Below are 14308 nucleotides of genomic sequence, written 5' to 3'. Positions count from 1 at the left end.
GCTGCCCGCCCTCGTCACGCGGGGCGGACCGGCCGCCTTCGTACAGGCCCGCCCGGCTGTCACCCTGCCGACCGGACCGGCCGCCTTCGCGCGGGGCGGACCGGCCGCCTTCGCACGGGCCCGCCCGGCCCTCATCGTGTAGGCCCGCCCGGCCGCCCTCGCGAGGGCCATCTCAGCGGTCCTCGACGAGGCGCACGAAGTCCTTCTCGTTGCGTTCCGCGCGGCGCACGTACCAGCGGGCCAGCAGGACCAGCGGCGGGTACAGGCCGAAGCCGAGCACCGCCCACTGCGGGCCCGTGCCGTCGGGCAGCGCGGCGAAGACGAGGGGCAGGGGCCCGACGAGGAGGACAAGGACGGCGAACACCGTGAGACCCGCCCGCAGTTGGCTGCGCATGAGGGAACGCACGTAGGTGTGACCCAGCGTGGTCTGTTCGTCGATCTCGGTCCTCGGCCGGTAGTAGCCGGACGCGCCGCGGGTGCGCCGGGGCACCCCGGTGACGACGACGCGGCGGTCGGCCGGATCCTGCGGCACGCCGTCCCCCTCAGCCCGCGGTCCGGCGCAGCAGCAGATCGCGCAGCTCGCGGGCGTGCCGACGGCTGACCTGGAGTTCGACGGCGCCGACCTGGACGCTGACGGTGCCCGCGTCCAGGCGGAGTTCGTCGACGTGGCGCAGGGCGACGAGGTGGCGCCGGTGGATGCGGACGAAGCCGCGCCGGCGCCAGCGCTCCTCCAGGGTGGAGAGCGGGATGCGGACGAGGTGGCTGCCCTGGGCGGTGTGCAGGCGCGCGTAGTCGCCGTGGGCCTCGACGTGGGTGATGTCCTCGACGGCCACGAAGCGGGTGACTCCGCCGAGCTCGACGGATATGTGGTCCGGGTCGGGCTCGTGCACCGGGATGAGCGGGGTGGCGTCCCTGAGCTGGACTGCGCGTCGGACGGCCTCCGCGAGCCGTTCCCTGCGTACGGGTTTGAGCACGTAGTCGACGGCCTTGAGGTCGAAGGCCTGGACGGCGAAGCCCTCGTGGGCGGTGACGAACACGACGAGCGGCGGCTGGGCGAACCCGGTGAGCAGCCGGGCCATGTCCAGCCCGTCGAGCCCGGGCATGTGGATGTCGAGGAACACCACGTCGATCGCCTCCGGCCCGTCGGGCCCGGATTCGAGTGCGCGGTTGATCCGGCGCAGCGCCTCGGTCGCACCGCTCGCGCCCTCGGCACTGCCGACCCGTGGATCGGCGTTCAGCAGATAGAGGAGTTCCTCGAGGGAGGGCCGTTCGTCGTCGACGGCGAGCGCGCGCAGCATGAGGGTGGAGTGTAGGAGCAATCCGTACGCGTGGACACGTGCGGGGCGGTGGCTCCGGCGCCGCACGGGGCACGGACGCCGACCGGCACTCTGCCGCCGACGCGCTGGACACGGCGCCGCCGACGCGCTGGACACGGCGCCGCCGACGCGCTGGACACGGCGCCGCCGACGCGCTGGATACAGTGCCGCCATGAACAGCAAGCCCGCGATGTTCGACGACCTCGACCGCAAGATCATCACGGCTCTGATGGCGAACGCCCGGGCCACCTTAGCGGAGATCGGCGCGTCGATCGGTCTGTCGGCCACCGCGGTCAAGCGCCGCGTCGACCGGTTGCGCGAGACCGGGGTGATCACCGGTTTCACGGCCACGGTGAAGCCGACGGCGCTCGGCTGGCGCACCGAGGCGTACGTCGAGGTGTACTGCGAGGGTGCGGCACCGCCCCGGCGCCTGGCCGAGGTGGTCCGCAACCATCCGGAGATCACCGCGGCGATGACGGTGACCGGCGGCGCGGACGCGCTGCTGCACGTGCGGGCCACGGACGTGGAGCACTTCGAGGAGGTGCTGGAGCGGATCAGGACCGAGCCGTTCATCCGCAAGACGATCAGCTACATGGTGCTGTCCCACCTGCTGCCGGAGGCTCCGGAGGCCGGTGCGACCCACGCCGCACCGGACGACGCAGCAAACATGCGCTGACAGTCGCGAGCACGCAGCAAAGCTGCGCACACGCGCAGCCCTCCACACTTGTCGCCCGTATCCCCTCATTCCTACCGTGGAGGCATCCCAGCCGACACCGCAGGAAGCGGAGGAACCCGTCCGTGCCCGAGAGCCGTGTGCCGCGCCCCCGGCGCTTCCTCGTCTGCGAACCCAGACACTTCGCCGTGCAGTACGCGATCAATCCCTGGATGCACCCCGGCCTTCACGTCGACGTCGATCTCGCCCGCGAACAGTGGCGGGAGCTGGTCCGCGCCTATCGCGCCCACGGCCACACCGTCGACTCCGTCGACCCCGTCTCCGACCTGCCCGACATGGTGTTCGCCGCGAACTGCGCCCTCGTCCTCGCGGGCCGGGTCTTCGGCTCGTACTTCCACGCCCCGCAGCGCCGCCCCGAGTCCCTGGCGTACGAGACCTGGTTCCAGACGGCCGGTTTCGACGTGTACCGCTCCGAGTCGGTGTGCGAGGGCGAGGGCGATCTGGTCCCGGTCGGCCGGTACGTCCTCGCGGGCACCGGTTTCCGCACCACCCGCGAGGCCCACCGGGAGGTGCAGGAGTTCTTCGGCGTCCCGGTGGTCAGCCTCCAGCTGGTGGACCCGCGCTTCTACCATCTGGACACCGCCCTGTTCGTGCTGGACGACGGGAGCGACGGGGGCGCGGCGAACATCGCGTACTACCCGGAGGCCTTCTCGCCCGGCAGCCGCGAGGTGCTGGCGCGGCTCTTCCCGGACGCGGTGATCGCCACCCGCGAGGACGCGATGACGTTCGGCCTCAACTCCGTCTCCGACGGCCGCCACGTGTTCATCTCGCCGCGCGCCGCGGCCCTCGCCGACCAGCTCGACCGCCACGGCTACGCCCCCGTCCCCGTCGACCTCTCGGAGTTCCACAAGGCCGGCGGCGGCATCAAGTGCTGCACCCAGGAGATCCGCTCATGACCGCTCCCGCCCGTACGCGCAGCTCCGCCGACGTCATCCGTGCCGAAGCCCCCGTCGTCGCGCACAACTACCATCCGTTGCCCGTCGTCGTCGCCCGCGCCGAGGGCACCTGGGTGGAGGACGTCGAGGGGCGCCGCTACCTGGACATGCTGGCCGGCTACTCGGCCCTCAACTTCGGCCACCGGCACCCCGCCCTGATAGAGGCCGCGCACCGCCAGCTCGACCACCTGACCCTGACCTCCCGCGCCTTCCACAACGACCGGCTCGCCCGGTTCGCCGAGTCGCTGGCCGACCTGACCGGCCTGGACATGGTGCTGCCGATGAACACGGGCGCCGAGGCGGTGGAGAGCGCCGTCAAGGTGGCCCGCAAATGGGCGTACGAGGTGAAGGGCGTCCCGGCCGGCCGGGCGACGATCGTCGTGGCCGCCGGGAACTTCCACGGCCGGACGACCACCATCGTCAGCTTCTCCACCGACGAGACGGCCCGCGCCGGCTTCGGCCCGTTCACCCCGGGCTTCCGCGTGGTGCCGTACAACGACCTCGCCGCGCTGGAGGCGGCCGTGGACGAGACCACGGCGGCCGTGCTCGTCGAACCCATCCAGGGCGAGGCAGGCGTCATCATCCCGGACGAGGGCTATCTCACCGGCGTCCGCGAGCTGACGCGGCGCGCCGGATGCCTGTTCGTCGCGGACGAGATCCAGTCGGGGCTCGGGCGCACCGGCCGCACGCTGGCCGTCGACCACGAGGGCGTCGTGCCGGACCTGCTCCTCCTCGGCAAGGCGCTGGGCGGCGGCATCGTGCCGGTCTCCGCGGTGGTCGGCCGTCGTGAGGTGCTCGGGGTGCTGCGTCCCGGCGAGCACGGGTCCACGTTCGGCGGCAACCCGCTGTCGGCGGCGGTCGGTTCGGCGGTCGTGGAGCTGCTGGAGACGGGTGAGTTCCAGCGCCGGGCCACCGAACTGGGCGTCGTCCTGCGGGGCGGCCTCACGCACCTGGTGGGCCGGGGCGTCGTCGGGTTCCGGGCCCGGGGACTGTGGGCGGGCGTGGACGTCGACCCCGCCATCGGCACGGGTCGCGAGATCAGTGAACGCCTCGTGCGGGAGGGGGTTCTGGTCAAGGACACCCACGGCTCCACGATCCGGCTCGCCCCTCCGCTGACCATCAGCGGTGACGAACTCCGGTCCGCTCTCGGGGCCCTGGAGAAGGTTCTGACGCAGGGGGGCTGATACCGGCCACGTGGGGGAAAGGGCGTGCCTGCCAGATGGTTACGCCCGGCGACGCCCGTGCCTACACTGATCGTTCCCGCGGGGGTACGAAGGAGCGGCAGAGTGTTTTATTACGTGCTCAAATACGTGCTTCTGGGTCCGCTGCTGCGGCTGGTGTTCCGGCCGCGGATCGAGGGCCTGGAGCACGTGCCGTCGTCGGGCGCGGCCATCATCGCGGGCAATCACCTCTCGTTCTCGGACCACTTCCTGATGCCCGCCATCCTGAAGCGGCGCATCACCTTCCTGGCGAAGGCCGAGTACTTCACCGGCCCCGGCATCAAGGGCCGGCTGACCGCCTTCTTCTTCCGCAGTGCCGGACAGATCCCGGTGGACCGGTCGGGCAAGGACGCCGGGCAGGCCGCCATCCGCGAGGGACTGTGCGTCCTGCGCAAGGACGAGCTGCTCGGCATCTACCCGGAAGGCACCCGCTCGCACGACGGCCGGCTCTACAAGGGCAAGGTCGGGGTCGCCGTGATGGCCCTCAAGGCGGGCGTGCCGGTGATCCCCTGCGCGATGATCGGCACGTTCGAGGCGCAGCCGCCGGGCAAGAAGATCCCGCGCGTCCGTCCCGTCGCGATCCGCTTCGGCACCCCGCTCGACTTCTCGCGCTACGCCGGGATGGAGAACGAGAAGACCATCCTGCGCGCGGTCACCGACGAGATCATGTACGCCGTCCTCACGCTCTCCGGGCAGGAGTACGTCGACGAGTACGCGGCCGCCGTCAAGGCGAAGGAGGCCGCGGCACAGGCGCGAGGGGCGCGCAGGTTCCCGCGGCTGCCGACGAGGTGACGGCGCCGGACGGACGGCGAAGGGGGCGGCCGGAAGACCGGCCGCCCCCTCGGTGTGTCGCCGGGCCGGACTACGGCTTGGGCGTGGCGTGCGGGGTGCACGTCACGTCGGCCGCGTCCGTGCCGCCCGTGAGCAGGTAGGTGTCCACCCGCTCGTTGATGCACGGGTTGACCAGACCGGTCACGCCGTGCGAGCCCGCGTCCTTCTCGGTGATCAGGCGGGAGCCCTTGAAGCGCTTGTGCAGTTCGACGGCGCCCTCGTACGGGGTGGCGGCGTCATCGGTGGACTGCACGATCAGGACGGCCGGCAGACCCTTGCCGGTCTTCACCTTGACCGGGGTCTGCTGCTTGGCCGGCCAGGTGGCGCAGGGCAGGTTCATCCACGCGTTGGCCCACGTCATGAACGGGTAGTCCTTGTGGAGCCGCGTGTTGTCCCGGTCCCACTTCTTCCAGCTGGTGGGCCACTTGGCGTCGGTGCACTCGACCGCGGTGTAGACGGCGTTGCTGTTCTCGGAGGCCTTGTTGCCCGCGAGGTCCGCCGGGTCCGGGGCGGCCGCGTCGACGAGTGCCTGGGTGTCACCGGCGACGTACTTGCTGAACGCCGTCGCGACCGGCACCCACGAGGAGTCGTAGTACGGGGCGCTCTGGAAGAAGCCGATCAGCTCGGCCGGTCCGACGACGCCACCGAGCGGGCTCTTCTTGGCGGTGGCCCGGAGCTTGAGCCACTGGGCCTGGACCTCGGCCCGGGTGGCACCGAGGTGGAAGGTCGCGTCGTTCTTCGCGACCCAGTCCTCCCAGTCCTTCCAGCGTCCCTCGAAGGCGATGTCCTGGTCGAGGTTGGCCTCGTACCAGATCTTCTCCCGCGAGGGGTTGACCACGCTGTCGACGACCATGCGGCGGACGTGTCCCGGGAAGAGCGTGCCGTAGACGGCGCCCAGGTAGGTGCCGTAGGAGACGCCCAGGTAGTTGAGCTTCCTCTCGCCGAGGGCGGCCCGGACGACGTCCAGGTCGCGCGCGGTGTTCGGCGTGGTCATCTGCGGCAGCATCTCGCCGCTGCGCTCGGCACAGCCGTCCGCGTACTCGGCGGCGAGCTTGCGCTGGGCGCGCTTGTCGGCCTCGGAGTCCGGGACCGGGTCGGCCTTCGGCGCCTTGACGAACTCCTGCGGGTCGATGCAGGAGATGGGTGCCGAGTGACCGACACCGCGCGGGTCGAAGCCCACGAAGTCGTACGCCTTCGCGGCGTTCGCCCAGACCGGGTTCTTGTTGACGACCCGGGTCGGGAAACGCATGCCCGAACCGCCGGGGCCGCCCGGGTTGTAGACGAGGGCGCCCTGGCGCTCCGCCTTGGTCCCGGTGTTTCCGATGCGGTCGACGGCGATCTTGATCTGCTTGCCGTTCGGACGCGCGTAGTCGAGCGGCACCGTGACCCACCCGCACTGGATCGGCTTGGCGAAGCCCCAGTCGGCCGGACAGTCCTTCCAGTCGATCCCGGCCTTGGCGGCCCTGGCCGCCGCGATCGCGGCACCCCGGGCCTGTCGGTCCTGTCCGTGCCGCGCGTCAGCGGCTGCCGACGGCGCCGCGACGGCTCCGGCTATCAGGGTCGCTGTGACGAGCGCTCCGGCCGAGCCGAGCGCTGCCACCCGCCTCGTCGGTCTGATACCACTCAAGTGGGGCCTCCGCGTACATCGTTGCGATTGGTACGGGGATCCTTTCTGCTGCGGGGCCCCTGAGAACAGAGGCACCCCGGCTTCTTTACTAATCCGATAACCGGTGCGCGTTGCTCCGTTGAGCGGAGTGGGTAGGTCAGTCCAGTGCGCGCAACGCCTCGTCGAGCGTCCGCCGCAGCCGCAGCGCGTCCGGCGCGAGGGCGGTCACCAGGACGGCGGGACCGGCGAGCGGGGTGAGTGCGGCGCCCTCCCCGAACAGCCGTGGCGCCATCGATTCCCGCTCGAACTCCGGCCTTACGACGACGAGTTGCCCCAGGGCGCGAAATCCCCCCAGGACGGCGGGGCCGTCCCAGCCGCCGGATGCTCCGGGCCCGCAGGACAGTTCCTGGTCCAGCACCGGCTTCCCGTCGACGCGCACGGTGAGACGGCTCCTGAGCCGTCCCGGTTCCTCGCCGGCCCGCCCGAGCACCTGCTCCTCCCGGAAGACGAGCCGGGCGCCGGCCGCCACGTCGACGCGGGACGACACGTACAGATCGCTTCCCCGGACGGAGATCAACTGCTCCGGCATCCAGCGCAGTTCAGCCCCGGCGGCCACGCCGAGCCGGATGTCGTAGCGCGCCTCTCCCCCGGCCTGGCCCGGCAGGGCGATGGTCGCGGCGGCCGAGCCGACGTGGAGCCGGGCCCCGTCGCCCGCCTTCGCCTCGACGCCGAAGTGGTCCCCGCCGAGCGGGCCGCTCATCGCGCCGACGATCATCACGCGCGCCTCGGACCCGTGCGCCCGGGTACGGCGCAGTGCCAGCGGGCCTTCACTTTCCAGCACCGGCAGAAAGGTACCGCCGCTGCCGTCGCCGCGCGCCGCGATCCGCGCGGTGGCCCGTACCCCTGCCGTCATGCCGTCCACGCCGCGTGGCGCGCGCGCACCCAGTCGGCGACCTCACCGACCCCGGCCTCGGTCCGCAGCGACTGGAAGACGACGGGCAGCCGGGCCCGCTGCGCCTCGGCGTCGGCGGCCATCCGCCCGAGGTCGGAGCCGACGTACGGTGCGAGGTCCGTCTTGTTCACCACCAGCAGGTCGGCGGTGGTCACCCCCGGGCCGCCCTTGCGGGGGATGTCGTCACCGCCGGCGACGTCGATCACGAAGATCTGCGCGTCGACGAGTCCCTTGGAGAAGGTTGCCGTCAGGTTGTCTCCCCCGGACTCGATCAGCACGAGGTCCAGGGCCCCCAGCTCGTCCTCCAGTTCCTCGACCGCTTCCAGGTTGGCGGAGATGTCGTCGCGGATCGCGGTGTGCGGGCAGGCCCCGGTCTCCACGGCGGTGATCCGCTCGGGCGGCAGCACGGCCTCCCGCAGCAGGAACTCGGCGTCCTCCCGCGTGTAGATGTCGTTCGTCACGACGGCGAGGGACAACTCCTCGCGCAGCGCCCGGCAGAGCGCGGCGACCGTCGCGGTCTTGCCCGACCCGACGGGCCCGCCGAGCCCGATCCGCAGCGCCCGCCGACGGCCGTCGCCCCGGTGGACGTCGGCCCCCACGGCCGAGGGCCCGTCATGGAGGTGGGTGTGGTCGAGATGCATGATGCGGCTCCAGGTTTCAGCCCGTCCGGCGTTCGAGGACGAGGCCGCAGGACGGTACGGGGGTCCGGGGACGGAACCCCTCGGGACAGGAAGGGAAAGGGCGGAGGGGGCGAGCTCTCCCGCGGAACGGAGGGCGAACTCCCGCCCGGAACGGAGGGCGAACTCCCGCCCGGAACGGAGGGCGAACTCCCGCCCGGAACAGGGCGCGAAGTCCTCCCCGGAACATCAGGAGGCGAACAGCCTCACGGACCAGGCGGCATGCGCCTCCGCCGCGATCTCCAGCAGCGGAGCGGAGGCGGCCGGCAGCACGTCGACCCCGTCCACGAGCGCGCGCCGGGCGGCGTCCGCCGCGGCCCGGGCCACGAGGTCCAGTTCGGGCGCGAGCCGCGCCAGCACGCCGGTCGCCTCGAACGGGTCGAGGCTGAGCAGCCGTACCGTCGCCGTCGCCGGGCCGCTCACGCTCTCGTACACGGAGCAGTACGCGGCGTCGTCCGGCGCCAGTCCGGCGGCTCCGGCTGCCAGCCCGAGGACGACGGGCTGGTGCGCTCCCTTCGGGAACCGCCGTGCCAGGTCGTCCAGTTGGGGGCTCGGCCACGCCGCTCGGGCGGCCCGCACGAGCTGCCGCCCGAGCCGCCGGGCGGCGGCTCGCAGCGCGGGCGACGGCGTGCGGGCGTCGGCGGCCGCGTCCAGTTCACCCGGGTCGGCTCCGCTCGCCGCCGCCGCAGCCAGGGCGGCCGCGACCAGGCCGGTGGTGTGCAGCCGCCCCCGGCAGAACTCCTCGAGACTCGCCGCGCCGGTGATCCGCCCGGCCTTGACGGCCGCCTCGGCCCCGCCGGAGTGGGCGTGTCCCCCGGCGGGGAAGCGGCCGTCGGCCAGGACGAGCAGTGCTGCGCGCGCCATCAGAAGAGGAAGTAACGCTGGGCCATGGGCAGTTCGGCCGCCGGTGTCGCCTCGACCAGTTCCCCGTCGATGTGGACGGCGAAGCTGTCGGGGTCGACCCGCACCTGCGGGCGCGCGTCGTTCTCCCGCATGTCGGCCTTGGTCACCGTCCGCGTGGACTCGATGGGCACGAACCGCTTGCCGAGCGCGAGGCGTTCGGGCAGCCCGTCCTCGATCGCCGGCGGAGCCACGAAGTTGAACGAGTTGGCGGCGGGGGCCCGTCCGATCGCCCCGAACATGGGCCGGGGCAGAATCGGCTGCGGGGTGGGGATGGAGGCGTTCGCGTCGCCCATCTGCGCGTAGGCGATCTGCCCGCCCTTGATGACGAGGTGCGGTTTGACGCCGAAGAAGGCGGGCTCCCACAGCACGAGGTCGGCGAGCTTGCCGGTCTCCACGGAGCCGACCTCGCGGGCGAGTCCCTGCGCCACGGCCGGGTTGATCGTGTATTTGGCGACATAGCGACGTACCCGCCGGTTGTCCGCGCATCCGTCGCCGGGCAGCGCCCCGCGCCTGCGCTTCATCACGTGCGCCGTCTGCCAGGTCCGCATGACCACCTCGCCGACCCGGCCCATCGCCTGCGAGTCGGAGGAGATGATCGAGATGGCGCCCAGGTCGTGCAGGATGTCCTCCGCGCCGATGGTGGACGGCCGGATCCGGGACTCGGCGAAGGCCAGGTCCTCGGGGACGGACGGGTTGAGGTGGTGGCAGACCATCAGCATGTCGAGGTGTTCCTCGGCGGTGTTGACGGTGAAGGGCCGGGTCGGGTTGGTGGAGCTGGGCAGCACGTGCGGCTCGGAGACCACGGTCATGATGTCCGGCGCGTGACCGCCGCCCGCACCCTCGGTGTGGTACGCGTGGATCGTGCGGCCGGCGATGGCGGCGAGGGTGTCGCCCACGAAGCCGGCCTCGTTGAGGGTGTCCGTGTGGATGGCGATCTGGACGCCGGTCTGCTCGGCGACGGTGAGCGAGGCGTCGATGACGGCCGGGGTGGAGCCCCAGTCCTCGTGAAGCTTCAGTCCGAGGGCGCCGCCGCGGATCTGGGACAGCATCGCCTCGTGCGAGACGGTGTTGCCCTTGCCGAGCAGGCCGATGTTGAGCGGGTAGCGCTCCATCGCCTCCAGCATCCGGGCCAGGTGCCAGGGGCCGGGGGTGACGGTGGTCGCCTTGGAGCCCTCGGCCGGTCCGGTGCCGCCGCCGACCAGTGTGGTGATACCGGCCGCCAGTGCCTCGTCGGCGATCTGCGGGCAGATGAAATGGACGTGCGCGTCGATGGCGCCGGCCGTGAGGATCCGCCCGTTGCCCGCGACGATCTCGGTCTCGGGGCCGATGACGAGGTCCGGGTGGACGCCGTCCATCGTGTCGGGGTTGCCCGCCTTGCCGATGCCGGTGATCCGGCCGTCGCGGATGCCGACGTCGGCCTTGACGACGCCCCAGTGGTCGATGATCACGGCTCCCGTGATCACGGTGTCCGGGGTGCCGTCCGCGCGCGTGGCGCGCGCCTGGCCCATGGACTCGCGGATGACCTTGCCTCCACCGAACACCGCCTCGTCGCCGGCGCGGCCGGGACCGCCGCAGCGGTCCTCCTCGATCTCGACGAGCAGATCGGTGTCGGCGAGCCGGATCCGGTCGCCGGTGGTGGGGCCGAACAGATCGGCGTACGCCGCACGCGAGATCTCAGGCATCGAGGGCACCTCCGGTCTCACCGCGCAGTCCGGGCACCACACGGGCACCGGCGAGCGGAACGAGTTCGACGTCGACGGGGATACCTGGCTCGAAGCGCACGGCGGTGCCCGCGGCCACGTTCAGCCGCCTGCCTCGGGCGGCGTCGCGGTCGAAGTCCAGACCCGGGTTGGCCTCGGCGAAGTGGTAGTGGGAGCCGACCTGGACGGGGCGGTCGGCGGAGTTGAGGACGGTCAGCCGGGTGACCTCGCGGCTCTCGTTGAAGGCGACGGGTCCGTCGGCGAACAGGATCTCTCCGGGGATCATCGGGCCGCTCCCCCGTCAGACGATCGGGTCGTGGACGGTGACGAGCTTGGTGCCGTCCGGGAAGGTCGCCTCCACCTGGACGTCGTGGATCATCTCGGGGATGCCCTCCATGACGTCGTCCCGGGTGAGGAGCCTGCGCCCGGACGCCATGAGTTCGGCGACGGTACGGCCGTCACGGGCGCCTTCCAGGAGGTGCGACGTGATGAGGGCGACGGCCTCGGGGTGGTTCAGTCTCAGCCCGCGGGCCCGGCGCTTCTCGGCGACGTCGGCGGCCACGTGGATCAGCAGCCTCTCTTGCTCGTGCGGGGTCAGTTGCACGGCGTCCCACCTCACAGTCCTCGCCCGGACCGTGCGGGGTCCGGTTGCCGCAGCCACCGCGACGGGATAGATGTAGCACACAGACAGATTGGGCGATCAGGCTCAATCCGGATACGGAAACCCCTGGTGGCGTGGATCGGCAGGCTAGTTGGACGGAGTTTCAACTACGTTAACCAGCCCTTGATCCACTCATGACCGCCGGCTGGGCTGTTCCATACCCGTCGGGCACCGCAGAGCCCCTCCGCGCCCCCCTGCCGCCCGGACGCGGGAACGGTCCAAGCTCACCGAGGCACCGCGAGGCCCACCGGTACGCCGGCGCGGCCACGGGGGGCCGCCGCCGCGGTCCGGACCGTATACGCACCAGGGGCGGCGCGGCCCCCGGCCGGCGCGCCCGCGCTCACTCCGATGCACCAACGGGACGGGAGCGAAGTTCACCCGCCGCCCCTGGCACGGACCGTGCGGGTCCGCGGGGGCGAACGACGGGCCGCCCGCGTCGCCTTGCCACCCAAGGCGGACATCCGAGTGCCGTGGCCCCGGGCCGACGGGCGCCGACTTCGCGCGACGTCCGGCCCGGGACACAAACGCACCAAACGGCGTACCCCCCAACGGTGTAGACGCACCCCCGGTCATGAGCCCCCTCAACTTGCGCAACGCGTGGAGAGCCGAGGCGGAATGAAGGGTTCCGTCGCAGGTGCGGGCTTGGTCGGCACCCTCAACTTCCGTTCGAAACAGGGGGTGTCCACCCGAACGGGTGAGTGGTGAGTAACCCCACAAATCTCCGATTCCGTTCGGATTTTCTGACTTCCATGAGTGAAGATCCCTGCGACGACAAGCCCCCGCCGAAGCGGCGGGGCGATCCGGGCGGACGCCGAGTCCTGCCGCCGCCCGGGTGACCGGTCGACAGAAGTGGATCGGCAGGAGTGGAGGACCCAGCACGACGGGCCGCCGGAGAGATCCGGGCGGTCCTTGGGGTGAAGCCGCACATCGCGGCCGGGCTACTTCGCCAGCCCGAATCCGACAGGTCATCCTTCACAGGCGGCTGACGAAGGGTTGCGCATGACTGCGCTCAATCGTGTCCCGTCGCTGTGGACCCGGGCCGGTATGGCCTCGGCCCTCACCATCGCCGCCGTCGGCGGCAGCCTCGTGGTCCCCGGCGCCGCATCCGACGCCGCCGCGGCCACATCGGCGACGAAGGCGCTTCAGATCGCGGCCTCCAAGAAAGGTGCCCCGTACAAGTACGGCGCGACGGGGCCGCGCCGCTTCGACTGCTCCGGGCTCACGCTCTACTCGTACAAGAAGGCCGGCAAGAGGCTGCCTCGTACGGCCGCGGCGCAGTACAACAAGACCAACCACGTCTCCGCCTCGCACCGCAGGGCGGGAGACCTCGTGTTCTTCCATTCGGGCCGGAACGTGTACCACGTCGGCATCTACGCCGGGAAGGGACGGATCTGGCACTCCCCGAAGACCGGAGAGGTCGTGAAGCTCACGAAGATCTGGACGAAGAGCGTCTGGTACGGCCGGGTCGGCTGACCGGCTCCCCGGGGGCGGCGGCGGGCGCCGTCGCCCCCGGAGGGCGTGACCATGGCGCGAAACGGATACTCGTCCGCCCATGGACGACCGACACCCTCACTCCGCGCGGAACGAGACGCCCCCGGAGCGCGCCGACCGCAACTTCGCCGAGCTGCTCCAGGAGCTGCGCGTCGTCCAGACCGGCGTGCAGATCCTCTTCGCCTTCCTGCTGACCCTGGCGTTCACCCAGCGGTTCCCGACCCTCGACACCGTGCAGCGCGTCACGTACGTCACCACGCTGCTGCTCGCCGTGCTGGCCGCCGCCCTCTTCGTGGCCCCGGCCGCCCTGCACCGGTCGCTGTTCCAGCAGAACGCCAAGGCCACCGTCGTGCGGGTCTCCTCCCATCTGGCCGCGGCCGGGCTGTGCGTCCTGACGCTGGCGTTCACCGGCTCCGTCCTGCTCGTCGTCGACGTGGCCCTGGGCCGGGGCGGCGGAATCGCCGCGGCGGCCGGCACGCTGGTCGTCTGCGCGGCGCTGTGGGGCGTCCTGCCCCGGCTCGTGCGGCGCGCACTCCGGGCGAAAGGGGCTTCCTCGGGTGCTCGGGAGCACGAAGGCCCGGGCCGGCGCCCATGAGGGCCGCCAGGGCCCTGGCGGCGGCTGCCGGGTCGCGGCGTCAGGGTTCCTGCCCCGGCGTCACCGGCCGGGCCGGGAGCGACCACGGCAGCTCGATCACGACCGTCTTGCCGCCCTCGCGGGTGGGCCGCACGCTCAGCCTGCCGCCGCACTCGGCGGTCAGCCAGCGAATGATGACCAGTCCCCGGCCGTTGTCCTGCTGGACGGCGGCGGGCAGGCGCTTCGGGAACCGCGGGTGGCTGTCGGTGACTCCGATGCGCAGCTGTTCGTCACGCTCGAGCGCGACGTCGACGGTGAAGGTCGGAGACTGCCCGAGAGTGTGCTGGACGGCGTTGGTGGCGAGCTCGGACACGATCAGGCGTACGGTCTCGGCGGCCTCCGTGCCACTCGGCAGGCCCCAGTCGGCGAGGACGCCGATGACGTAGGTCCGAGCCGCGGAGACCGATGCGGGATCGCTCGGGAGAGTGACGGATGCTTCCTGGTGATCTGCCATGGCGACGTCGTCCCTTTCCCACGGGACCCGTAGTCCGACACGGAGCGGATGATTCGAGTACGGTCCCGGACCGGTGCTTCGCGCCAGACTGCCATCGCCGCATCCCTCACGGGCGCGATCCACCGGGATATGCATATATCTGTCGCTCGATGCGGTGAACTCTGCGCCGAGCGAGCCCATTCGGCCAGGCACCGG

Annotated in this window: 16 protein-coding genes and 1 riboswitch; of the genes, 6 read left to right on the top strand and 10 right to left on the bottom strand. The window is 71.7% G+C overall.

Annotated elements, in window-relative coordinates; all coding sequences use genetic code 11:
- Positions 1-172 precede the first annotated feature (172 nt).
- Positions 173-532, bottom strand: a complete 360-nt coding sequence (locus tag AC0ZLC_RS05930; RefSeq protein WP_476750820.1) for a hypothetical protein — start codon at positions 530-532, stop codon at positions 173-175.
- Positions 533-542: 10 nt separating this feature from the next.
- Entirely contained in the window at positions 543-1298 is a 756-nt protein-coding gene (locus AC0ZLC_RS05925; protein WP_476750819.1) for a LytR/AlgR family response regulator transcription factor, read from the bottom strand.
- Between the two features lie 190 nt (positions 1299-1488).
- Between AC0ZLC_RS05925 and AC0ZLC_RS05920 the strand changes: the two genes are divergently transcribed.
- The 4 genes from AC0ZLC_RS05920 (at position 1489) to AC0ZLC_RS05905 (ending at position 4996) form a co-directional block, all read left to right on the top strand.
- Positions 1489-1992 carry an Lrp/AsnC family transcriptional regulator gene (locus AC0ZLC_RS05920; RefSeq protein WP_476750818.1) on the top strand — a complete coding sequence of 168 codons (504 nt, stop codon included), beginning with the start codon at positions 1489-1491 and terminating at the stop codon, positions 1990-1992.
- Positions 1993-2114: 122 nt separating this feature from the next.
- Positions 2115-2945, top strand: coding sequence for a dimethylargininase (ddaH, locus tag AC0ZLC_RS05915; protein WP_476750817.1), 831 nt, complete (start codon positions 2115-2117; stop codon positions 2943-2945).
- Positions 2942-4168: an ornithine--oxo-acid transaminase gene (gene rocD / locus AC0ZLC_RS05910; RefSeq protein WP_476750816.1), complete on the top strand. Its 1227-nt coding sequence runs from the start codon at positions 2942-2944 to the stop codon at positions 4166-4168. Before ddaH ends, rocD begins: the two co-directional genes overlap by 4 nt.
- Positions 4169-4270: 102 nt before the next feature.
- Entirely contained in the window at positions 4271-4996 is a 726-nt protein-coding gene (locus AC0ZLC_RS05905) for a lysophospholipid acyltransferase family protein (protein WP_476750815.1), read from the top strand.
- A 70-nt stretch (positions 4997-5066) separates the two neighbouring features.
- Here the strand turns inward: AC0ZLC_RS05905 and AC0ZLC_RS05900 are convergent, their stop codons facing one another.
- From AC0ZLC_RS05900 to AC0ZLC_RS05870, 7 genes are all read right to left on the bottom strand, one after another.
- The gene (locus tag AC0ZLC_RS05900; RefSeq protein ID WP_476750814.1) at positions 5067-6662 is read right to left on the bottom strand and encodes an alpha/beta hydrolase; all 1596 of its coding nucleotides are present in this window, start codon (positions 6660-6662) and stop codon (positions 5067-5069) included.
- A 136-nt stretch (positions 6663-6798) separates the two neighbouring features.
- Complete coding sequence (locus tag AC0ZLC_RS05895) at positions 6799-7554, bottom strand: urease accessory protein UreD (protein WP_476750813.1); 756 nt, start codon at positions 7552-7554, stop codon at positions 6799-6801.
- Positions 7551-8234, bottom strand: a complete 684-nt coding sequence (ureG, locus tag AC0ZLC_RS05890) for an urease accessory protein UreG (protein WP_476750812.1) — start codon at positions 8232-8234, stop codon at positions 7551-7553. The genes AC0ZLC_RS05895 and ureG overlap by 4 nt, the downstream gene beginning before the upstream one ends.
- 225 nt (positions 8235-8459) lie before the next feature.
- A complete protein-coding gene (locus tag AC0ZLC_RS05885; RefSeq protein WP_476750811.1) occupies positions 8460-9134 on the bottom strand; it encodes an urease accessory protein UreF in 675 nt (224 codons plus the stop codon).
- Positions 9134-10855: an urease subunit alpha gene (locus tag AC0ZLC_RS05880; RefSeq protein ID WP_476750810.1), complete on the bottom strand. Its 1722-nt coding sequence runs from the start codon at positions 10853-10855 to the stop codon at positions 9134-9136. The genes AC0ZLC_RS05885 and AC0ZLC_RS05880 overlap by 1 nt, the downstream gene beginning before the upstream one ends.
- Complete coding sequence (locus tag AC0ZLC_RS05875) at positions 10848-11159, bottom strand: urease subunit beta (protein WP_476750809.1); 312 nt, start codon at positions 11157-11159, stop codon at positions 10848-10850. Before AC0ZLC_RS05875 ends, AC0ZLC_RS05880 begins: the two co-directional genes overlap by 8 nt.
- Before the next feature lie 15 nt (positions 11160-11174).
- A complete protein-coding gene (locus AC0ZLC_RS05870; protein ID WP_358853768.1) occupies positions 11175-11477 on the bottom strand; it encodes an urease subunit gamma in 303 nt (100 codons plus the stop codon).
- Between the two features lie 888 nt (positions 11478-12365).
- Positions 12366-12530, top strand: a riboswitch (cyclic di-AMP (ydaO/yuaA leader).
- 3 nt (positions 12531-12533) lie between these two features.
- On the opposite strand from AC0ZLC_RS05870, the gene AC0ZLC_RS05865 reads away from it, so the two are divergent.
- Both AC0ZLC_RS05865 and AC0ZLC_RS05860 read left to right on the top strand, forming a co-directional pair.
- The gene (locus tag AC0ZLC_RS05865) at positions 12534-13007 is read left to right on the top strand and encodes a C40 family peptidase (RefSeq protein ID WP_476750808.1); all 474 of its coding nucleotides are present in this window, start codon (positions 12534-12536) and stop codon (positions 13005-13007) included.
- A gap of 79 nt (positions 13008-13086) precedes the next feature.
- Entirely contained in the window at positions 13087-13620 is a 534-nt protein-coding gene (locus AC0ZLC_RS05860) for a DUF6328 family protein (protein ID WP_476750807.1), read from the top strand.
- 40 nt (positions 13621-13660) lie between these two features.
- Here AC0ZLC_RS05860 and AC0ZLC_RS05855 read toward each other — a convergent pair whose 3' ends face one another.
- Positions 13661-14113 carry an ATP-binding protein gene (locus tag AC0ZLC_RS05855; protein ID WP_476750806.1) on the bottom strand — a complete coding sequence of 151 codons (453 nt, stop codon included), beginning with the start codon at positions 14111-14113 and terminating at the stop codon, positions 13661-13663.
- Between the last annotated feature and the right edge of the window lie 195 nt (positions 14114-14308).

The organism is Streptomyces sp. GLSS-08 (genome assembly GCF_056387915.1).
Note: the sequence above shows the minus strand (reverse complement) of the source record. Positions and strands in the feature narration are given on the sequence as shown.